This window comes from Stenotrophomonas maltophilia (assembly GCF_039555535.1).
Lineage (GTDB): Bacteria > Pseudomonadota > Gammaproteobacteria > Xanthomonadales > Xanthomonadaceae > Stenotrophomonas > Stenotrophomonas maltophilia_Q.
The window spans coordinates 4,786,882-4,807,258 of sequence record NZ_CP154630.1 but is presented as its reverse complement, the minus strand read 5'-3'; the positions used below and the strand labels follow the sequence as shown (position 1 = coordinate 4,807,258).

Here is a 20,377-nt window from a genome sequence, read left to right as displayed (position 1 = left end):
TTTTCATGCGCTGCTGAAAGGACTCAGTGGGTCCACTGCGGCATCGGCATTGCATCGACCGGGATCGGCGAATTGGCGTCGTCGTGGCCACGCTCGCGCTTGCTGCGCAGATCGTTCTCGATCTGGTAGTTGCGGCGCTGCATCCACGCATCGCGCACCAGCGAGTACTCGTCCACGGCGGTATCACGCAGGTCGTCGATCGCCAGCAGCTGCGCGCGGGTGTCGACCAGCTGCAGGCCCTGCAGGCCGATGCGGACCTTGTCCTCTTCGATGCGGCGGATCGGCGACAGCGGGATGTCGCCGGCCAGGCCGAACACATCGCGCACGGTACGCGGGCCGAAGAACGGCAGTTCCACGTAGCGCGAGCGACGCCAGCCCCACACGCCCAGGGTCTGGCCGAAGTCTTCATTGCGACGCGGCACCATCGCCTTGCTGGCCGGATCGAACAGGCCGCCAATGCCCAGCGTGCTGTTCATCAGGAAGCGGCCCAGGCTGTCCCAGGCATCGGCACCACGGCCCTGCAGCAGCTGGTTGGTGATGGTCACCGGCGCGCGCAGGTTGCTGAAGAAGTTGCTGACGCCGGTGCGGGCGAAGCGCGGCACCACGTGGGTATAGGCGGTGGCCAGCGGACGCGCGACGCCGCGGTCGACCGCGTTGTTGAACTTGTGCACCTTGCGGTTGAACGGTTCCCACGGGTCGTAGGCCGCCGCATTGGTGGTGTTGCCGGCACCGCCATAGAGGGCATCGAAGTCGTCATCGCCACCGGGCGTGGCGGCTGTGGCGGTCTTCGCTGCACTGCTGTCGCCGCTGTCGGTCGGCGCAGCCGGCGACGATGCGACAGCAGCCGGCGGATTGGCCACGGGTGCGACCGGTGCAGCGTCAGCCGTGCCTGCATCGGTGGCCGCGGCGGCGGGTGAGGTGGAGGTACTGGCCGGAACCAGGGTGCTGGCCGCGGGGGCATCGCTGCGCGCGGGCTTGCCGGCACAGGCGGTGAGGGCGGTGGCCAGGACGATCAGGGGGAGGGTGCGCACGACGTTCATGTCAGCTCGCAGCAGAAGTAGCGTTGAAATCCAGGTTGGGCGACAGCCGATAGGCCGCGCTCAATTCGTTGTAGCCAGCCGGCGCGCCGGTGATCACCAGCGGGTGGCCGGCCTTGCGCGCACGTGCCGCGAGCTCGGCCAGCAGGGCCAGGCCGGCGCTGTCCACGCGCTCGACCTCGCTCAGCTCAAGCCGTGCCAGCTTTGCCGGCAGGGCCTGCAGCTGCGGCCACAGCGCGATCACTGCGGCGCGGTCGAGCACCCCGCGCAGGCGCAGGGTGTCGCCTTCCAGCAGTGCCAGTGCGTTACTTGCCATTGCCCGCGGGCCCGGCCTGCATGCTGCCGCTGTGCAGTTCGCTGGCCACCTGCTTGATGCCCTTCTGGCGCAGCGGGGTGTCGAACTGGTTGCGGAACGTCTGCACGTAGGAGATGCCTTCGATGTTGACGTCGAAGATCTTCCACTGGCCGTTCACGTTGCGCATCCAGTACTCGACCGGGGTCGGCTCGCTGCCGGCACGCACCAGCTCGGTGCTCACGCGCACGCCGCGGTTGCCCGGCAGCGGGCTTTCACCCTTCAGGCGGAAGCTCGGCTTGCCCTGGATGTTGAGCAGGGTCGAACCATAGCGCTGCATCAGGCTGTCGGCCATGGCATCGGCGAACAGCTTGATGTCGGCATCCGAGGCACCGCGTGCGTGCGGGCCCAGCACCAGGCGCGCGGCATAGTCGCGGTCGAAGGTGCGGTTCAGTTCGCTGTCGATGTAGTTGCGCAGGCTGGCCGGGTTGCTGCCGAACTCGCTCCTGCGCTGCTGCAGGGTGGTGAGGATGCGCGTGCTGGCATCGATCACCACCTTGCCGGCCTGGCCCTGCGTCGCGGCAGCGGCGGGAGCGGCGGCCTGGGCCTGGGCGAGGAACGGAGTAGCCGCCAGCAGCGCCGAGGCGAGCAGGGCCGGGATCAGTTTCATCTTCATGGTTGCGGTTCCGTTGCAGGCGCCTGCGCGCCATCGTTGGGCTTCTGAGCAGCGCCGCCACCGGCACCACCACTGAACATGTACTTGCCGACCAGCTGGATCAGGTCAACCGCCGGCTGGGTGAAGACAATCTCGTCGCCGGCCTTCAGCACGTCCGGATCACCGCCCGGCTGCAGACCGATATAGCTCTCGCCGAGCAAACCACTGGTGAAGATGCCGGCCGAGGTATCCGCCGGCAGGTCCTTGACCTTGCTGTCCATGCGCAGGGTCACGATGGACTCGAACTTCACCGGGTCCAGGTCGATCGAGGCGACCTGGCCGACGGTGACGCCGCCGATCTTCACCGGCGCCTGCTTGCGCAGCTGGCCGACCTGGGAGAATCGCGCCTTCAGTTCGTAGCCCTGGCTGCCCCAGCTCCAGCGCTGGTTGGTCGAAGCCACGGCCAGCACCATCAGCGAGGCCAGGGCCAGCAGCAGGAAAGCGCCGACGGAGAATTCGAGTCTGGGACCGCGGATGGCCATGTGGATTACCTGATCAAGTCGTGGTGGCCGCGCGCGCCAGCGCACCGCCGGTGGAGGGGTTAGGTGAACAACATTGCCGACAGCACGAAGTTGAACATCAGCACCAGCAGCGAGGCGTTGACCACCGCACGGGTGGTCGCCACCGAGGTGCCCTCGATGGTCGGCTCGGCGTGGAAGCCAACGTAGGCGGCGACCAGGGCGGCGGTGCCGCCGAAGATCGCCGACTTCAGCATCGCCACGCCGAAGTCATCCCAGAAATCGACGCTGTTGCGCAGCGCCGACCAGAACACGCCATTGTCCAGGCCCAGCACGTGCACGGCCTCGAAGTAGCTGGCACTGATCGCCAGCGAGCAGAAGATGCCGGTCAGCAGCGGCACGGTCAGCACCGCCGCCCAGAAGCGTGGTGCCACGGCCTTGGCCACCGGGTCGATGGCCATCAGCTCCAGCGCCTTGATCTGGTCGGTGGCGCGCATCAGGCCCAGCTCGGCGGCGATCGAACTGCCGGCGCGGCCGATGAACAGCAGCGCGGTCAGCACCGGCGCCAGCTCGCGGTACAGCGACAGGCCGAGCAGGGTCGACAGCGCGTCGGCCGCGCCAAAGGTGGTCAACGTGCGGTAGCCCTGCAGGGTCAGCACCAGGCCGACGAAGGCGCCACCGACGGCGATGATGGGCAGCGAGCGCGCGCCGATCTTGTAGATCTCGCGGGTCAGTTCGGCCAGGAAGTCACGGGTCGGCAGCGAACCGCGCAGCACGGTCAGCGAGAACAGGCCGGCGCGGCCCAGCGAACGGGTGGCTTGAACGAACGGCATCAGGCAACCCTCGCGCGCGGCGCGGCATCGAACGGGATGGGGCCATCGGGCTGGCCATGCAGGAACTGCCGCAGCAGCGGATCCTGGCTGGACTCCAGTGCCTCGGGCGATCCCTGGAACACGATGCCGCCATTGGCGATGGCGATCACCTGGTCGCAGATCGGCAGGGTCTCGTGCACGTGATGGCTGACGATGATGCTGGTCAGGCCCAGGCTGTGGTTGAGGCGCTGGATCAGGCTCATGATCACCCCGGAGGCGATCGGGTCCAGCCCGGTCAGCGGCTCGTCGTAGATCATCAGCGGCGGGTCCAGCGCCAGCGCACGGGCCAGCGCCACGCGGCGTGCCATGCCGCCGGACAGTTCGCGCGGCCACGCATCGGCGGCGGCCAGCAGGCCCACCGCATGCAGCTTCATCTCCACCAGCCGGCGCAGCACGGCGGCCGGCAGGCGGGTATGCGTGCGCAGCGGCAGTGCGACGTTTTCGGCCACGGTGAGGTCGGTCAGCAGGCCATTGCCCTGCAGCAGCACGCCCACGCTCTTGCGCATCTCCAGCAGCGCGCTGCTGTCGTGCGGGATCGGCTTGCCGAACAGGGTGACCTCACCGGCGACCGGTCGCAGCTCGCCGGTCAGTGCCGCCAGCAGGGTCGACTTGCCACTGCCGGACGGGCCGAGCACGGCAGTGATGCTGCCCTTGGGCACCTGCAGCGACACGTCGCGCAGGATCGTGCGTCCGCTCCGGTCGATGCGGACGTTGGACAACTGCACCAGACTGGAGGCGGAAGCCGACATGGGCACCATTAACGTTTTTTAGACATCGAAGGATCGGGCCAGCCGGCTGAACATAAGCAGACTGGACGGTCCAGTATTGTTGCACGGCAGGGCTTGGCGCAGGCCGGGACAATCGGCCGGCAGCCCGGAACAATCCGTACCGTCGATGGACCGACCATTGAATACTGCCTGCCGTCCTGCACACTGTGCATGATGAGTGACCCAGGCAGCGATTTCCGCCTCTACCATTCCAATTCCCTGGACGTGCTGGCCGCGCTGCTGGCGCGCAACGTGCGCGCGCCGGTGCCGAGCCAGCCGTTGCTGGCGCCGGAAGTGGTGCTGATCCCGCAGGTCGCGATGCGCCGCTGGCTGCAAGCGACACTGGCCGCCGAATTCGGTGTCGCTGCCAACCTCGAATTCCTCACCCCGGGCGAGTTCGTGGCCCGCGCGCTGAAGGCCAATGTCAGCGGCGAGCAGGACGACCTGGACGCGGCCGGCCTGCACTGGAAGCTGTACCAGGCGCTGCGCGACCCGGCGTTGCTGGCGCAGCCACCGATGCGCGCGCTGCGGTCCTATCTTGCCGGCGGTGACGCATTGAAGCCGTGGGCGCTGGCGGGCGAGCTGGCCTCGGTATTCGAGAAGTACCAGGCGTGGCGCCGCGACTGGCTGCTGCGCTGGGCAGCCGGTGCCGATCCGGCCGACCCGCAGGCGATCCTGTGGCGCACCATCACCCACGGTCATGATTACCGTGCACGTCGCATCCAGGAGTACCTGGACCGCTTCGAAGGCGCCGGCAAGCCGCTGCCGCAGGGGCTGCCGCCGCGCATGTCTGCGTTCGCGACGCTCAACATCTCGCCCGATGTGCTGCGGGTGATGGCCACCCAGGCGCGGGTGGGCGAACTGCATTTCTACATGCCCACCCCGGTGCAGTCGTACTGGGGCGACCTGCAGACGCTGGCCGAGCGATTGCGCAGCGGCGCACCGGACCCGTTCGGCGAGGCCGCCGGCGAGAACCGCCTGTTGGAAGCCTGGGGGGCGGCCGGCCGCGATTTCATGGCGGTGCTGGGCAGCTACGAGGTGGTGCACCCGGCCGGCGAGATCGCCGCCTATTCCGATCCGGAGGAAGACACCCGGCCAACCCTGGACGAAGGTGGACTGTCCGACAGCCTGCTGCATCGCCTCCAGCGCGATCTGTTCCACCGCCGTGCGCTGCCCTCGGGCGCGCTGCGCGAGGCTCTGCGCAGCGACGATCCCAGCCTGCAGGTGCATGCCTGCCATACCCGCCTGCGCGAGCTGCAGGTGCTGCACGACCAGCTGCGCAGCCTGCTGCAGGACCCACGTTTCGACCCACCGCTGCAGGCACGCGAGATCGCGGTGCTGGCGCCGGACATCGATCCCTACGTGCCGTATCTGGAAGCGGTATTCGGAGGCCGGGGGGGCGACGAGGAGCACATTCCGTATGCGCTGGCCGACAGCAGCCCGCTGGCCGGCGAGCCGCTGGCCGATGTGTTCGTGCACCTGCTGGGCCTGCCGGTCTCGCGTTTTGGCCTGAACGAAGTGCTGGACCTGCTGGCCAGCGCGCCGTTGGCCGAAGCGGCCGGGCTGGAAGCAGTGGACTTCGACCGCCTGCACGGCTGGCTGCAACAGGCCGGTGCGCGCTGGGGCCTGGATGCGAAGCACCGCAACCAGCATCAGGCGCCAGCCGACGATGCCTATACCTGGCAGTTCGCACTGGATCGCCTGGTACTCGGCCATGCCACCGGCAGCGAGGCCGATCTGGCCGGCGTGGCGCCGTGGATCGAACTGGAAGGCGGCGCGTTGGACGCCTTGGACCGTCTGCTGCGCCTGCTGCGTGTGCTGGCGGTGTATCAGCGACGCCTCGGCGAACTGCTGACGCCCGCGCAGTGGCGGCAGCGCCTGCTGTCGCTGCTGGATGCACTGCTGCCAACCGCGCCCAGCTCGCCCAACAGCCAGCGTGCCCTTGAGCGCCTGCGCAAGCTGCTCAACCAGTTCGCTGAAGACGCCGCCAAGGCCGGTTTCGAAGACGGCGTGCCGCCGGAGGTGGTGCGTTCGCACTTCGCCGGCGCGCTGGGCGAGGCCGATACGCGCGCACCGCTGCTGACCGGTGGCATCAGCTTCGGCCGCATGGTGCCGATGCGCCTGCTGCCGTTCCGGGTGATCTGCGTGCTGGGCCTCAACGATGGCGATTTCCCGCGCCGTGACCCGGCCGCCGGTCTCAACCAGCTCACTGCGGAGCTGGATACGCCGCGCCGCCGGCCGGGCGACCGCTCCACCCGCGAGGACGATCGCTTCCTGTTCCTGCAGCTGTTCGCCGCCGCGCAGGAGGTGTTCTATCTCAGCTACCTCGGTGCTGATCCGCGCGATGGCAGCGTGCGTGAGCCGTCGGTGCTGGTCAGCGAACTGATCGATGCGGCTGCGGCGTATCACCTCGATCCGGCTGTGGCCACCCGCGACTTCACCGTGCGCCACGCACTGCAGCCGTTTTCGCCAGGCGCGTTCGGCGATGGCGACCCGCGCCGCTTCAGCTATCGCCGCCAGTGGCATCCCGCTGCCGGTCGCCTCACCGGCCAGCGTGGAGGCCTGCAGCCGTGGTTCGATGCACCGTTGCCACCGCCGCTCGACGATGCGGTGGAAGAGGAGGTCTCGCTCGATACCCTGCGTCGCTTCCTGTGCGACCCGGCCGGGCAGTTTCTCGCACAGTCACTGGGCCTGCGCCTGGCTGACGAGGTCGAGGAGGTGGATGACCTGGAACCGCTGGTGCTGTCTTCGCGGGGGCCGGAGAAGCGCAGCGTGCAGGCGGCGGTGGTACGTGCCACGCTCAGCGGCGATACCGAGCCGTTGTACCCGCGCCTGCGCGCGCGTGGACTGCTGCCGTCGGGTCCATTGGGCGAGCGCCAGTTCGAGGTGGAGCAGCTGAAAACCCGCCCGTATGCCAGTGCGCTGCTGGGCTGGATGCAGGGCGAACCACTGGAAAGCCGTCGCTACGAAGTGGAAATCGACGGGGTGCGCCTGCACGGCCGCGTGGCCGATCGGCATCCCGAGGGCCTGGTGCGCCTGCGCGCCGGCACCCTCAACGGCAACGCGGTGATCCGCCATGGCCTGGACTGGCTGCTGGCCAATGCCGCCGGTGATGCCTTGCCGCTGGTGCAGTTCCATGATGGCGGCGATGCCGGGCCGGGCCCGCATGTCGTACCGGCGCTGAGCGTTCCCGCCGCACGCGCGGCGCTGCGTGCACTGCTGCAGCTGCGCCAGCGTGGCCTGCGTGAGCCGCTGCGCTTTGCCCCGTACACCGGCTGGGTGCTGTACAACGCGCCGGCAGAAAAACAGCGCAGCGAAGGCTGGAAGCAGTGGCACGGCAGCGACCGCACCTGGGGTGAATCCAGCAGCGACGCCTGGCAGCTGCTGCTGCGCGGTGCCGACCCATTCGCCACCGATGCCAGCTATGCCGACCTGCTGCGCAACAGCCAGGTGGTCTTCAGCGCGGTGCGCGAAGGCCGCACCCTCGGCACGGAATCACGCCAGGAGGGCAGCGCATGAGCACCGTGATCATCGGGGACGGCATCGAGCTCCTCAGCCGCGATCCCTACCTGGCCCTGCCGCTGGATGGCATTCGACTGATCGAAGCCAGCGCCGGCACCGGCAAGACCTTCACCCTGGCCACGCTGTTCACCCGCCTGGTGGTGGAGCAGGGCCTGCGCATCGGCCAGATCCTGGCAGTGACCTTCACCGACGCTGCCACCCAGGAACTGCGCAAGCGCATCCGCGAGCGCCTGGCGCTGGCGGCACGCCTGGTCGATCTGGAACCGGCCGAGGGTGAAGCGCCGGATGTATGCCTGACCCGCGAAGTCCTGCAGCGCCATCTGCAGGGCGGCTCCGAGAGTGCCACCGCACTGAAGCGGCGCCTGCAGGTGGCCGCGGACGAGATCGACCTGGCCTCCATCTTCACCATCCACGGCTTCTGCACCCGCGTGCTGCGCGAGCATGCGCTGGAGAGCGGCCACACCTTCGACCCGCCGGAACTGCTGGCCAGTGACCGTGAGCTGCTGGAGGAGCTGGCGGCCGACCTGTGGCGTGTGCATGCCAACGACCCGGCCACGCTGGAACCGCTGACCTGGCTGTGGTCCACCCCGGACGCGCTGGCCGCCGATCTGCGCGCGCTGCTGGCCGCACCGCCGCTGCATCCGTTGCCGCAGCCGGTGGCGTTGGCCGATCCGCATCCGGCCCTGCAGAGCGCGGCGGAAGCACTGTCCGCAAGCGTGCGCGCGCATGGCGAGCAGTTCTTCATCGACCTCTGCGATGCGGTCGACAACAAGTGGATCAACGGCGTGTCCTACAAGCTGGGGTGGCTGCACCCGCTGGGCCGGCAGCTGCTGGCCTGGGCCGAGCGCGCCGACCCGCGCGAGCTGCTGGCCAATGAGCGCCTGCCAGCGCTGCTGCCCGAGGCACTGGCCGCCAAGACCAACAAGAAGTTCGCCGAGCGCACGCCATCGTCGCCGTTGCAGGCGCCGTTGGCGCGCTATGTCGCGTTGCTGGCCGAACGCGATGCCTGGCTGCGTGCCACCGCGTTGAATTTCCTGCACGCGCTTCGCGCCGACGCCACGCAGCGGCTGCAGGCACTGAAGCGCACTCGCCGGGTGCAGACCTACGACGATCTGATCGATGGCGTGGCGTTGGCGCTGGAAGGCCCGCAGCGGCTGGCACTGGTGAAGCAGCTGCGCGCGCAGTACCGCATCGCGCTGGTCGATGAGTTCCAGGATACCGACGACCGCCAATGGGGCATCTTCCACACCGTGTTCGGCAATTCGCCGGAGGTGCGCGAACTCGGCCTGGCGCCGGCGCTGTTCCTGATCGGTGACCCCAAGCAGGCGATCTATGGCTTCCGCGGCGGTGATATCCACACCTACCTGAAGGCCAAGCAGGTGGCGCAGAAGGCACCGGTGCTGGACCAGAACTTCCGCTCGCGACCGGCCGTGCTGCGTGCGCTGCAGGCGTTGTATGACAACGGCGGCGAAGACGCTTTCCTCGAACGCGACATCCAGTTCGAGCCGGTGCGGCCCGGCGGCGTGCGGGTTGACGAGGATTACCTGCGCGATGGTCGTGCCGCCGTCGCGCTGACCCTGCGCGTGCTGCGCAGTGGCGGCGACAAGGCGATGAGCGCCGATGCCTCGCGCGATGCCGCCACCCAGGCCTGTGTGGCAGCGATCCACCAGACCCTGGTTGCTGCGCGTGCCGGCAACGCCGTGCTGCGTGGGCGACCGGTGCAGCCGGGCGACATCGCGGTGCTGGTGCGTTCGCATCGCGAGGCCACCCTGGTACAGCGCGCGCTGGCCGCGGTGGGCATTCCGGCGGTGGCGGCCGGCAAGCAGAGCCTGTTTGCCACCCCTGAAGCGCGCGATCTTCGTGCGCTGCTGCTGGCCCTGCTGCAACCGGCCGATGAAGGCCGCCTGCGTGCGGCACTGGCCACCGTACTGCTCGGCCAGCAGGCCAGCGCGATCGCCGCGATGGAACGCGAGGGCGACCTGCAACGCGGGTTCCAGGCACAGCTGCTGCACTGGCGCGAACGCTGGCAGCGTGGTGGCCCGTTCGCGGTGATCGCCGAAATCTGTGCTGCACAAGGCGAGCGCCTGCTGGCGCTGATCGATGGCGAGCGCCGCCTGACCAACTACCTGCAGTTGGGCGAACTACTGCAGGAAGCCTCCGCGCAGGCGCTGGGCATGCATGGCCTGCTGGACTGGCTGCAGGGACAGATGGCCAATGCCGACCAGGATGACGAGCAGCAGCTGCTGCGCCTGGAATCGGACGCGCGTCGTGTGCAGATCATCACCCTGCACAAGAGCAAGGGCCTGGAGTATCCGCTGGTGTTCCTGCCCTTCATCGGCATCGACGGCGGGGCGCCGAACACCGCGTCGCACTGCACGGTGTATGTGGGCGGCCAGCGCCAGCTGCACTGGAAGCTCGACAAGGACGAGGCCTGGGAAGCGGCCACCGCGCAGCGCGAACGCGAGCAGCGTGCCGAAGATGCACGCCTGTTGTATGTGGGCCTGACCCGTGCCGAGCACGCGCTGTGGATCGCCGTGGGCGATCTGGCTGGGCTCGGCAGGACGCGGCTGGCGCCGCTGCTGGGTGACCTGCAGGTGCTGCGCACACATGCTGATGTGTATGTCGACGACAGCGAGGCGCCGGCCGCGCTGCCGCAGCTGGCGGCCGAAGTGGAAGGTGACCTGCCGGCCGTGCGTGCGCTGACCCGGCGCGTGCCGCATGACTGGTGGGTGTACAGCTTCACCCAGCTGGCCCATGCCGATGCTGGCGCCGGCGACGATATCGAAGCGGCCGCCACCGAACTGCCAGCACCGGCGGCCGACGAACCGGCTGGCCCGGAACTGCCGCTGGAACCGGCCCTGCCGGAACCCGCCGCGGCCGCCGCAGACAGCGCGCCGCTTGATCCGCGTTTCATGGGCAGCCGCTTCGGCAACGTGCTGCATGAGGCGATGGAGAACGTCGACTTCGCTGCATGGGCGGATTGGCAACCGGGCCTGGAAGCGCCCGAGGGGCAAGCCGAGGTGCTGCGCAAGGCGCTGCACGACGAAGGCTATGCCGATGTCGATCTGGACGATGGCGTGGCGGTGCTGGTGCCGTTGGTTGGCCACACGCTGACCGTACCGCTGCCCGAAGGCGGCGCCCTGTGCAGCCTGGCCGAGGGCGAGCGCCGCGCGGAAATCGACTTCCACTTCGCCATCGAACCGACCACCGTGCCGGCGCTGCTGCAGGTACTGCACGCGCATGGCGTTTCCAGCAGTCGCCGAGGCTTCGGCCAGCGCCGCCGGTTGGAAGGCCTGATGACCGGCATGATCGACTTGACCTACGTGCGCGATGGGCGCTGGTACGTGCTCGACTACAAGTCCAACCGCCTGCCCGGCTACAGCCCGGACCTGCTGGCCATCGCCATGCGCCACAGCGAATATGACCTGCAGGCACTGATCTACACCGTGGCCCTGCATCGCTGGCTGCGCTTCCGCCTGGGGGCAGCCTACGACTACGAGCGCGACATGGGTGGCATCCGCTACCTGTTCTGCCGCGGGCTGGATGGCGCTGGCAACGGCGTGCATGTGGACCGCTTCCCGCTGGCGCTGGTGGATGCACTGGACGCGCTGTTCGCCGGTGGCGAGCAGGCCCAGGCCGAACTGGCGGCGCGTGCGCGTGGAGCCAGCGCATGAGCCTGTTGAAGGAACTGCACAAGAAAGGCCAGCTGCGCACCCTCGACCATGCGTTGGCGACCAGCCTGATGCGGCTGCGCGACGACACGCCCGAGAGCGTGGCGCTGGCGGCGGCGCTGGCCTCGCTGGCAGTGTCGCAGGGCCACGCCGGCTTCGATCCGGCGCAGCCGCAGCGCCTGCTGGAAGGCGTACCGGAATGGCCGGATGCGCAGGACTGGCTGGCCCAGCTGCGCGCATCCCCTTGGGTAGCGACACCCAAGCAGTTCGACGCCATCGCCGAGGACGCGCCGCTGGTGCTGGAAAACGGCCTGCTCTACCTGCGCCGATATCGCGAGTACGAACGCCAGCTGGCGGCCGGGTTGCAGCGCATCGGCCGGCATCCACTGCCGGCGCCGGACATGGCCGCACTGGCACCGCTGTTCGCGCGCCTGTTCCCGCGGGCGTTGGACAGCGAAGATCATCAGGCCCGCGCCGCCGGCGTGACCCTGCGCCATCCGCTGGCGCTGGTGACCGGCGGCCCCGGTACCGGCAAGACCACCACCATCGCGCGCCTGCTGCTGCTGTTGGCAGCGCAGGCCCGGCAGGCCGGGCAGCCGCTGCCCGAGGTGGCCTTGGCCGCACCCACCGGGCGCGCCGCCGAACGCATGGCCGAGAGCCTGCGGCTGGCCGTGCAGCGCCTGCAGGAGGACGGCGTGGACCCGGCACTGTGCGCGGCACTGCCCAGTACCGGCACCACCCTGCATCGCCTGCTTGGCGTGATTCCCGATTCGCCGCGCTTCCGCCACCACGCCGACAACCCGTTGCCGGTGGACGTGGTGGTGGTCGACGAAGCGTCGATGATCGATCTGCCGATGATGGCCAAGCTGGTCGATGCGATCGCCAGCGGCACCCGGTTGATCCTGCTCGGCGACCCGGACCAGTTGCCGTCGGTGGAAGCCGGCGACGTACTCAGTGCGATCCTGCGTGCCAGCGGCGATGGCATCGGCACCCGCGCCGACGATGCGCAGGCGCTGCATGGCCTGCTGGCGCCGGCGACGCTGCAGCCACAGGCCACGCCACGCGCCTTCGCCGGCCGTCGCGTGCAGCTGCTGCGCGGTTACCGGCAGAGTGATGCGCTGGACCTGGCATCGCTGGCGCATGCCGTGCGTGAAGGCGACAGCAGCACCGCATTGCAGCTGCTGCGTGGTGGGTCGCTGGCAGGCGTACATTTCCACGAAGGCGAAGCCGATCCATTGCGTGGCCAACGCGAGCACCTGCTGGGCCATTGGCGTGCGTTGGCCGACGTGGCCGATCCAGCGCTTGCCCTGCAGCAGGCCGGCCGCTTGCGCGTGCTGACCGCATTGCGCGAAGGCCCGCAGGGCGCGCGTGGGCTCAACAGCCGCATCGAGCAGCTGCTGGCCGGCAACACCCCGGGCTACTTCCAGGGCCGCCTGCTGCTGGTGACCGAGAACAGCTACCGGCACCGCCTGTTCAACGGCGATATCGGCATCTGCCTGCGCGACGGCAGCGGCGCGATGGTGGCCTGGTTCCCCGGCGACACCGTCGAGCAGCCGCGCGCCTTCCACCCGGCCGCGTTGCCCGCGCACGAAAGCGCGTTCGCGATGACCGTACACAAGGCACAGGGTTCGGAGTTCGACGAAGTGTGGTTGCAGATGCCACGCCAGGACAGCCGCGTGCTGTCGCGCGAACTGGTCTACACCGGCCTGACCCGTGCCCGCCAGGTGCTGCATGTGGCCGGCGGCGCCGACGTGCTGCAGGCGGCGTTGAAGCGCCACGCCAGCCGGTTGGGTGGCCTGGCCTGGCGGCTGGGTGCGGAAGACGTGATCGAAGCACCGGCGCCCATCGAACAGCCAGCGGTGCAGGGCCAGTTGTTCTGAACCGGGGTCGGATCCCGTTCCCAACGGGAACGGGCTCTGACCCCGGCGCCCGAGACACGCCTGTTTGCTTGCCCGGGTCAGAGCCCTCCCTTCGGGAGGGATCCGACCCGGCGTCATTCCGCGATCAGCACCAGGCCATCGGGGAACACGATCGCCGCTTCATCGGCACTCACATCGAAGAACCCCACGCCGTGCTTCTCGGCCAGGTCCTGCACACGGCCGTGCGCGCGCTCGGCCACCGAGTAGGCGAACGCACCGTAGATCACCTGCCGGCCGATGCTGTACTCGGTCACTTCGTCACGATCGTCATCGTCGTTGCTGAGTGGTCCGTCCAGCGGCGGAAATTCCTGCGCCATCTCCGCGAACCACGCCTGCAGCGCCGGGCTGCTGACTACCGGGTCGTCGTACTCGTGGCGCTCGTTCCACTGCGTCTGCTTCTCGAACCAGGCGATGAAGGCCGCCGCCTCGCGTGGGGCCGCGCTGGCCTCGAACACCATCATGTCGTAACTCATTGGAGCTTCCTGTGCAGAGCGGGGGTCAGAGCCTTCGCCTGGGGCGAAGGATCCGACCCCGGAGCGGAGTCTGTGGACACAGAGGGTAGCGCGCTACGGCTGCGTCGCCGTGTCCATTGCCAAGCCCGGCGCCAACGCCTTCGCCTCGGGAAACAGTGCGAAGCGCAGGCCGATCAGACCCATCAGCGCTTCGTCGCGGGCCTTGCAGGCGCCCACGCTGCCGACCCGGCCCAGCGAGGTATCCAACCGCTCGCGCAGCGCCTCGGCCGCCACCATCGGTTTGCGCGCGGCAATCTGCTGCCGGTAGTGCGCGGCGATGTCCTCCAGGATGTGCTCGACCGCCTCGCGGCTGCGCTCGGGCAGCTCCAGCCGGGCGCGGCGCAGCTGCAGGATGTTCAGGCCGATGCGTGCCTCGTTGAGCATGTCCACCGAGGCGATGTCGCTGCCTTCCGGCGTTGCCGCCAGGCGTGGTGCGAGCAGGCCCAGCAGGTCGAGCATGCGTGCGGCGAAGCGCTGGCGGTCCTGCTGGCCACGACCCTCGGCGGCTTCGGCCAGCGTGGTCCAGCCCTGCCTCACCAGCCGGCGCGCGGTCCACTCGGCACCCACCGAACGGAACAGACGGGTCATCACCACCGCAAAGCCAATGCCGATGAACATCGCGATGGACGAGTTGAGGAAGGTCTGGATGTTGGCGCTGTAGGTGTTCTGCAAGCTCAGCAGCGCAGCCAGGTTCACTGTCAGCGGCAGCGCGAACAGCGCGCTCTTCGGGTGGTGCAGCATCAGGCCCAGTGGCAGGAACACCACCGCCAGTACCAATGCCAGCAGGCCGAAGTCGTGTACCGCCGGGAACACGCCGAACAGGTACACGCCGGCCACTACCGAGGCCACCATCGCCCACACCAGGAACGACACCATGCTCGGTGCCGGATCGTCCTGCGCGGCGAAGAACGCGGCGGTCACCGCGGCCATCATCGCGCCGTTGCCTCCGCCTTCCCATCCCAGTGCGATCCACAGCACGCAGTAGCTCATCAGTGCCACGCCGGCGCTGAGCGCGGAGAACAGCGCCATGCCGTAGTCGACGTGCTTGTCGGCGGCCACGCGCTCGGTGCGGATGCGGTAATGCGCGCGGTCCAGCGGCGCGGTGCCGTGGTCGATCGCGTGCTGCAGGGTGCGGCAGTCCTGCCACAGGTCCACCAGTTCCTCCAGGCGCAGCAGCAGGCTGGCCAGCTGCAGGTGCTGCAGGTCGCGGTCCACCTGCGGCTTCAGCGCACTGATGCGCGCACGCAGGCGAGCGTACTCGCTGGCATTGGTCGGCCCGTCCAGCCAGTCGTGGATGTCGTCGATCAACGCCGGCAGGCCTTCGGGCAACGCCTGGCCGTCGCTGCGCAGCGCGCTCAGGCGGTCGGCGATCGAGGACAGCACCGGCAACAGCAGCAGCATGCGCTCGCGCAGGCGCTCCATCGACACCGCCGACCCGGCATGGCGTGGATCATCGCGGCGCAGGAATTCGATCAGCGCCTCGAACTGCACCAGGTCGGCGGCCAGCCGGTTGCGCGGCGCATGTGCGCGACCGCGTTCAAGAATCTGCCGGCACCACTGTGCGGCGTCCTCCATCCAGTTGCCGATGCGCGCGCGCAGCATCGGGCGCACCGAGGCCGGGAACAGCAGCGAGGCAAACAGCACCGCCACCACCGTGCCGAGGATGATCTCCTCGCTGCGCGCCACCACCGTGTCGAAGATGGTTTCCGGCGAGGTCACTGCGGGGAAGCCGATGAAGGCGGTGGTGTAGCCGGCCAGCAGGAATGCGTAGCCGCGCGGGCCGCGGTTGAGCAGGGCCATGAACAGGCAACCGGCCAGCCAGATCGACATCGCTGCGCTCAGCACCAGCGGCGTTTCCACCAGTGCTGGCAGCACCAGCAGGGTGGCCAGGCCGGCTACCAGCGTGCCGACGATGCGGTATACGCCCTTGGCGCGGGTCGGGCCCAGCAGCGGCTGGCTGACGATGTACACCGTGCCCATCGCCCAGTACGGGCGCGACAGGTTGCCGGCCATGGCGATGTACAGCGCGGCCACCGCGGCCAGGTAGGTCTTGATCGAGAACAGCCACGCCTGGCGGTCGGTCAGCGCGTTCATGGCTTACTTCGCCGAGGCCTGTGCGGTGGCCGGCTTGCCTGCCAGCCGCCACCCAGCACCAGGAACAGATGGATCTGGTCGCGCGAGACCTGCGCTTCGGCGGCGGCCAGGGTGGCGTCGCTGGTGGCCAGACTGCGGTCGGCATCCAGGCTGGACAGGTAGGGCGTGCGGCCGCCCTGGTACAGCCGGCGGTTCTGCTCGGCGGCCAGCGCGGCCTGCTCCTGTGCGGTGCGCAGCGACTGCAGGCGGCGCAGGTCCTGCGCATAGCGGTCCAGCGCGGTCTGGGTCTCCCGCAGCGCCTGCAGCACGGTGTGGTCGAACTCGGCCAGCGCGGCGTCGGCGCCGGCTTCGGCAGCGTGGATGCGCGCGTGCGTGCCCGACGACGGCAGCGTCCACGAGATCAGCGGGCCGATCGACCACTGCTGGGTCATCGGCGTACCGAAGTCTTCCAGCAGGCCGGCGGCGCCCACCGAGGCACCCAGACGGATGTCCGGATACAGCTCGGCGGTGGCCACGCCAATGCGCGCGGTGGCCGAGGCCAGCTTGCGTTCGGCCTGGCGGATGTCGGGGCGACGCTGCAGCAGCGCACGGCCATCACCGACCGGAAGCGGCTGCGCCAGGCTGGGCGCGTGCGCGCAGTCGATCACGCCGGCCGGCAGCTGGCCCGGGGTCTGGCCCAGCAACGCGGCCAGCGAATAGGCGGCCGCCGAGCGCTGCGCGCGCAGTGGCGGCAGTGCAGCTTCCAGCAGTGCCACCTGGGCATTGGCGCGGGCCAGCTCCGGCGGCGTGCCACGGCCAGCCGCGATCAGGCGCTCGGTGACCGTGCGGCTGCGTTGCTGCAGCTGCAGCGAATGTTCGGCCACGTGCAGCTCGTGGTTGGCGTGGCAGATTTCCAGGTAACTGTCGGCCACCTGCGCGACCACGCTGACCTGGGCCAGATCGCGTGCCGCCGCCACCGACTGCTCGTCGGCACGCGCCGCTTCGGCGCCGCGCTTGAGCTTGCCGAACAGATCGAACTGGTAGCTGACCGCGAACTTGCCATCGGCCAGGTTGATCACCGGCAGCTCGTGCTCCTGCAGGAACGATTCGGCCGACAGCTGCGCGCGGCTGACGCCGGCCTCGGCCTCGTACTCGAAGCCACCGGCGTCCAGCGCCTGTTCGTACACGGCGGCGGCGCGGCGCAGGTGCGCATCGGCGGCCTTCAGTTCCACGTTGTCACGCAGCGCCTGGGTGATCAGCCCGTCCAGCACCGGGTCGTTGTACAACGACCACCAGCGGTCGGGCAGCGCCTGGTTGGCGGCCACGTGCGGGTTCTGTGTATCGATGAAGGCAGCATTGGCTTCGGGGCGCTTGAACGCCGAGCCTTCCGGCAATGCATAGTCCGGGCCAACGGTCCTGCACGCGGCCAGGCTGGCCAGCGCGACAATCAGGCCGAGACGGGGCAGGGTGGCGTTCACAGGCCCGCCTGTGTCGGCGCGGCGCCGGCCTTGTCTGCGTGCTTCGTGCTGTTGGTCTGCACGGTCACCGTGGCGGTACGCCCGGCAATCAGCTCAACGCCCTTGGGCACTTCGTCGATGGCGATGCGCACCGGGATGCGCTGCGCCAGCCGCACCCAGTCGAAGGCCGGCGTCACGTTCGGCAACAGGGTGCTGCCGTTGCTGCGGTAGCGGTCCTCGATACCGGCGGCGATGCTTTCCACATGGCCGCGCAGCGGCGTCGATTCACCCATCAGCCGGATGTCCACCGTCTGCCCCGGCGCCACGCCGCGCAGTCGGGTTTCCTCGAAATAGCCATCAATGCGGAACGAGCCGGTATCCAGCAACGCCAGCACCGGCTTGCCGGCCACCACATAGTCGCCTACGCGCATCGTGCGGTCGTTGACCCGGCCATCGGCCGGCGCGCGCACCTCGGTACGGCCCAGGTTGAGCTCGGCCAGGTCGACCGCGGCCTGTGCGGTGGCCAGCGCCGCCTGTGCAGCCTGCAGCTTGGCGCGGCGCACTTCGGCATCCTCGGCGGCGACCAGGTCCTGCAGGCTGCGGTCGCGACCGATCTCGCGGCGCAGCTGCGCTACCGAGGCCTGGCGCTCGGCCAGGCTGGCCCGCGCCTGCTCCAGCGCGATGCGGTAGCGCGCGCGGTCGACCACGAACAGCAGGTCGCCCTTCTTCACCGCCTGGTTGTCGGCCACGTCAACTGTTTCCACCAGCCCGGACACGTCCGGCGCGACCTGCACCACATCGGCGCCGACGTGGGCGTCGCGGGTCCACGGCTCATCCATGTAATAGACCCACAGCTGGCGCAGCACCAGCAGGGCGACGATCACCGCTGCGCTGGTCAGCAGTACGGGAAGGGCTTTCTTCACGATCTTGTTCACGATTGCATCCAACGCAGGAGGTGGAACAGCAGGCCAAGCACGATCCCGTACAGCGCCAGGTTGAACAGTGGCGGGTGCCATATATGGCGATAGGCACCGGCACGCTGCAGCAGCGCATGCAGACCGCTGTTGACCAGGTAGGCCAACACCATCAACCCGAGCAGGGTCGGGACGAACACTCCGTGGAGACTGAATTCACCGGGCATCGGTAGGGGGCGGGGGCAAGTGGGGGAGGGGAGGAACAACAGAACAACGGCAACGGGCAAAAGCCGCTGGCGTGTGCACGGCAGCGGCGGTGTTCGGGGGCAGCGCGCTTACGTGATGCGGTCGGCGGCCTCGGCCAGCAGGCGCCATGCCTTCAGCACGGCGTGCAGTTCATCCATGGACAGTTCGCCGAACACGTCCTGGCGCAGGCCGATCAACTGGTCTTCCAGCTCGCTGACCAGCGCCTGGCCGGCGTCGGTCAGCCACAACAGGTTGGCGCGGCGGTCGCTGGCATCGCTTTCGCGGCGGACCAGGTCGCTGGCGCACAGCTTGTCCAGCAGGCGCACCAGGGAGGGACCCTCCATGCCCAGCTGCTGGGCCAGCGCCACCTGCCGGATGCCACCGCCGGAGCGGCCGATCATCAGCAGCGGCATGGTGCAGGCGGTGGAGATGCCGTAGCTGCCGAGCCGGCTGTCGGCCAGGCGCTGCCACTGCCGCCCTGCGTACAGCAGGCCGGAGCTGAGCTGCATCTGCAGCACGGTGCGCTCGTCGAGGGGTCGGTCCATAAGAGATAGATAGGATACTACTAATTTCATTCCTATCAATGGTTTTTGCTGAATGGGTGGGTGGGTTGAGGAAAGCGTTGCGCCTGCTGGCTATCGGCTGGGGTGGCGGAGGGCCGGACGGGGCAGGGCACGCTGCAAGTACCCCTCCGGGGCCCGGCCCAGCCGCTGGCGGCCGGGCGTTCGGTCGCTTGCGAGGCATGCCTCGCAAGCAAAGCGCCCTCACCCATGTAAGCTCGATCGGCGCATCCATGCGCCTCACGGCCCTGCCCCGCCCGGCCCTCCGCCACCCACCCCACATCCCGCGAGCGCGGTGGGTTGGCTCTTTAAAGGCAGGGGCAGAAGCCAACGCTGTGCGGACCAAGGGTTCGCACCCACCACAGCAGTCGCGCAGTCGCGCGGCGCTTCCGAAGCCATGAACCCAAGCTTTCGACCCCGCTTTCGGGCGGTTCGGCCGCGCCCGCAGGAAACCGTCAGGGAGGGGGAGAGGGGGCTGCGCAGGACCGTTGGCGCCATGGATGGCGCCATCGAGCCCCAGGGACGGGTTTACGGCGTGTCCTGCGCAGCCCCCTCTCCTCCTCCAAACCGATAGCAACGAGGCGCCGCAAGAGACCCCCGATGAACCGTCCCAACAGGACGACCCACCCCCCGGTCGGGTACGATGCTCGCCCCCCGTTCGGGACGCTGTACGCAATGAGCAAGAACAACGAAAAGGCCGCCCCGCAGGGCGACGTGACCCAGGAGCAGGCCGAGGATGCCGTGCGCACCCTGCTGCGCTGGGCCGGTGAGGACCCGTCCCGTGAAGGCCTGCTGGATACCCCCCGCCGCGTCGCCGAAGCCTATGGCGACTGGTTCAGCGGTTACCGCGACGACCCGCGCGCCTACATGGAGCGGACCTTCGAGGAAGTGGCCGGCTACGACGAACTGATCGTCCTGCGTGACATCGAGTACGAAAGCCACTGCGAGCACCACATGGCGCCGATCATCGGCCGCGTGCACGTCGGCTACCTGCCGGCCGGCAAGGTGGTGGGCATCAGCAAGCTGGCCCGCGTCGTCGAAGCCTACGCCCGCCGCTTCCAGGTGCAGGAAAAGATGACCGCGCAGATCGCCCAGTGCATCCAGGATGTGCTGCAGCCGATCGGCGTCGGCGTGGTTGTCGAAGGCGCCCACGAATGCATGACCACCCGCGGCATCCACAAGCGCGGCGTCAGCATGGTCACCTCCAAGATGCTGGGCAGCTTCCGCGACGACGCGCGCACCCGCGCCGAGTTCCTGCGCTTCATCGAAGTGGGCGGCAAGCGCTGAGCCGCTTGCCCGCACCGCGCCGGCCCCTGCAGGCCGGCATGCCCACGGCTGCCCACGCGGCAGCCGTGCATGGCG

General features: G+C 69.0%; 16 protein-coding genes. 4 read left to right on the top strand and 12 right to left on the bottom strand.

Going from position 1 to position 20,377, the window contains the following annotated elements; translation table 11 throughout:
• Positions 1 to 23 precede the first annotated feature (23 nt).
• Genes AASM09_RS22060 through AASM09_RS22035 form a run of 6 tightly spaced genes read right to left on the bottom strand, consistent with a single transcriptional unit; the run spans position 24 to position 4,123 of the window.
• Entirely contained in the window at positions 24 to 1,040 is a 1,017-nt protein-coding gene (locus tag AASM09_RS22060) for an MlaA family lipoprotein (RefSeq protein WP_049429203.1), read from the bottom strand.
• Between the two features lies 1 nt (position 1,041).
• Positions 1,042 to 1,353 carry an STAS domain-containing protein gene (locus AASM09_RS22055; RefSeq protein ID WP_049429204.1) on the bottom strand — a complete coding sequence of 104 codons (312 nt, stop codon included), beginning with the start codon at positions 1,351 to 1,353 and terminating at the stop codon, positions 1,042 to 1,044.
• The gene (locus AASM09_RS22050) at positions 1,343 to 2,005 is read right to left on the bottom strand and encodes an MlaC/ttg2D family ABC transporter substrate-binding protein (RefSeq protein WP_049429205.1); all 663 of its coding nucleotides are present in this window, start codon (positions 2,003 to 2,005) and stop codon (positions 1,343 to 1,345) included. The genes AASM09_RS22055 and AASM09_RS22050 overlap by 11 nt, the downstream gene beginning before the upstream one ends.
• Positions 2,002 to 2,526: an outer membrane lipid asymmetry maintenance protein MlaD gene (gene mlaD / locus AASM09_RS22045; protein WP_005411706.1), complete on the bottom strand. Its 525-nt coding sequence runs from the start codon at positions 2,524 to 2,526 to the stop codon at positions 2,002 to 2,004. Before mlaD ends, AASM09_RS22050 begins: the two co-directional genes overlap by 4 nt.
• A gap of 59 nt (positions 2,527 to 2,585) precedes the next feature.
• Positions 2,586 to 3,335 (bottom strand): MlaE family lipid ABC transporter permease subunit, encoded by a 750-nt coding sequence (locus tag AASM09_RS22040; protein ID WP_005414955.1) that lies wholly within the window; start codon positions 3,333 to 3,335, stop codon positions 2,586 to 2,588.
• The gene (locus AASM09_RS22035; protein WP_049429226.1) at positions 3,335 to 4,123 is read right to left on the bottom strand and encodes an ABC transporter ATP-binding protein; all 789 of its coding nucleotides are present in this window, start codon (positions 4,121 to 4,123) and stop codon (positions 3,335 to 3,337) included. The genes AASM09_RS22040 and AASM09_RS22035 overlap by 1 nt, the downstream gene beginning before the upstream one ends.
• 189 nt (positions 4,124 to 4,312) lie before the next feature.
• Between AASM09_RS22035 and recC the strand changes: the two genes are divergently transcribed.
• From recC to recD, 3 genes are read left to right on the top strand one after another with little or no spacing between them, the layout of a single operon-like run.
• The gene (gene recC / locus AASM09_RS22030) at positions 4,313 to 7,660 is read left to right on the top strand and encodes an exodeoxyribonuclease V subunit gamma (RefSeq protein WP_049429206.1); all 3,348 of its coding nucleotides are present in this window, start codon (positions 4,313 to 4,315) and stop codon (positions 7,658 to 7,660) included.
• Positions 7,657 to 11,337 carry an exodeoxyribonuclease V subunit beta gene (gene recB, locus AASM09_RS22025; RefSeq protein WP_049429207.1) on the top strand — a complete coding sequence of 1,227 codons (3,681 nt, stop codon included), beginning with the start codon at positions 7,657 to 7,659 and terminating at the stop codon, positions 11,335 to 11,337. Before recC ends, recB begins: the two co-directional genes overlap by 4 nt.
• Complete coding sequence (recD, locus tag AASM09_RS22020) at positions 11,334 to 13,214, top strand: exodeoxyribonuclease V subunit alpha (protein WP_049429208.1); 1,881 nt, start codon at positions 11,334 to 11,336, stop codon at positions 13,212 to 13,214. The genes recB and recD overlap by 4 nt, the downstream gene beginning before the upstream one ends.
• A 113-nt stretch (positions 13,215 to 13,327) precedes the next feature.
• On the opposite strand, the gene AASM09_RS22015 is transcribed toward recD, so the two are convergent.
• The 6 genes from AASM09_RS22015 to AASM09_RS21990 form a co-directional block, all read right to left on the bottom strand.
• A complete protein-coding gene (locus AASM09_RS22015) occupies positions 13,328 to 13,726 on the bottom strand; it encodes a hypothetical protein (RefSeq protein ID WP_049429209.1) in 399 nt (132 codons plus the stop codon).
• Positions 13,727 to 13,819: 93 nt separating this feature from the next.
• On the bottom strand, positions 13,820 to 15,859 hold the full coding sequence (locus AASM09_RS22010; RefSeq protein WP_049429210.1) for an FUSC family protein: 2,040 nt from the start codon (positions 15,857 to 15,859) through the stop codon (positions 13,820 to 13,822).
• Positions 15,856 to 17,316, bottom strand: coding sequence for an efflux transporter outer membrane subunit (locus AASM09_RS22005; protein WP_343368665.1), 1,461 nt, complete (start codon positions 17,314 to 17,316; stop codon positions 15,856 to 15,858). Before AASM09_RS22005 ends, AASM09_RS22010 begins: the two co-directional genes overlap by 4 nt.
• Positions 17,313 to 18,230, bottom strand: a complete 918-nt coding sequence (locus tag AASM09_RS22000) for an efflux RND transporter periplasmic adaptor subunit (RefSeq protein ID WP_049429212.1) — start codon at positions 18,228 to 18,230, stop codon at positions 17,313 to 17,315. Before AASM09_RS22000 ends, AASM09_RS22005 begins: the two co-directional genes overlap by 4 nt.
• A complete protein-coding gene (locus AASM09_RS21995; protein WP_049429213.1) occupies positions 18,227 to 18,436 on the bottom strand; it encodes a DUF1656 domain-containing protein in 210 nt (69 codons plus the stop codon). Before AASM09_RS21995 ends, AASM09_RS22000 begins: the two co-directional genes overlap by 4 nt.
• Positions 18,437 to 18,544: 108 nt before the next feature.
• Positions 18,545 to 19,000, bottom strand: a complete 456-nt coding sequence (locus AASM09_RS21990; RefSeq protein WP_008265191.1) for a MarR family winged helix-turn-helix transcriptional regulator — start codon at positions 18,998 to 19,000, stop codon at positions 18,545 to 18,547.
• A 690-nt stretch (positions 19,001 to 19,690) separates the two neighbouring features.
• Here AASM09_RS21990 and folE point away from each other — a divergent pair.
• A complete protein-coding gene (gene folE, locus AASM09_RS21985; RefSeq protein WP_049429214.1) occupies positions 19,691 to 20,302 on the top strand; it encodes a GTP cyclohydrolase I FolE in 612 nt (203 codons plus the stop codon).
• The last annotated feature ends 75 nt before the right edge of the window (positions 20,303 to 20,377 follow it).

Coding starts and splice junctions, on each gene's coding strand:
- AASM09_RS22060 (WP_049429203.1), bottom strand. CDS start 1,040: ATGAACGTCGTGCGCACCCTCCCCCTGATCGTCCTGGCCACCGCCCTC.
- AASM09_RS22055 (WP_049429204.1), bottom strand. CDS start 1,353: ATGGCAAGTAACGCACTGGCACTGCTGGAAGGCGACACCCTGCGCCTG.
- AASM09_RS22050 (WP_049429205.1), bottom strand. CDS start 2,005: ATGAAGATGAAACTGATCCCGGCCCTGCTCGCCTCGGCGCTGCTGGCG.
- mlaD (WP_005411706.1), bottom strand. CDS start 2,526: ATGGCCATCCGCGGTCCCAGACTCGAATTCTCCGTCGGCGCTTTCCTG.
- AASM09_RS22040 (WP_005414955.1), bottom strand. CDS start 3,335: ATGCCGTTCGTTCAAGCCACCCGTTCGCTGGGCCGCGCCGGCCTGTTC.
- AASM09_RS22035 (WP_049429226.1), bottom strand. CDS start 4,123: ATGTCGGCTTCCGCCTCCAGTCTGGTGCAGTTGTCCAACGTCCGCATC.
- recC (WP_049429206.1), top strand. CDS start 4,313: ATGATGAGTGACCCAGGCAGCGATTTCCGCCTCTACCATTCCAATTCC.
- recB (WP_049429207.1), top strand. CDS start 7,657: ATGAGCACCGTGATCATCGGGGACGGCATCGAGCTCCTCAGCCGCGAT.
- recD (WP_049429208.1), top strand. CDS start 11,334: ATGAGCCTGTTGAAGGAACTGCACAAGAAAGGCCAGCTGCGCACCCTC.
- AASM09_RS22015 (WP_049429209.1), bottom strand. CDS start 13,726: ATGAGTTACGACATGATGGTGTTCGAGGCCAGCGCGGCCCCACGCGAG.
- AASM09_RS22010 (WP_049429210.1), bottom strand. CDS start 15,859: ATGAACGCGCTGACCGACCGCCAGGCGTGGCTGTTCTCGATCAAGACC.
- AASM09_RS21995 (WP_049429213.1), bottom strand. CDS start 18,436: ATGCCCGGTGAATTCAGTCTCCACGGAGTGTTCGTCCCGACCCTGCTC.
- AASM09_RS21990 (WP_008265191.1), bottom strand. CDS start 19,000: ATGGACCGACCCCTCGACGAGCGCACCGTGCTGCAGATGCAGCTCAGC.
- folE (WP_049429214.1), top strand. CDS start 19,691: ATGAGCAAGAACAACGAAAAGGCCGCCCCGCAGGGCGACGTGACCCAG.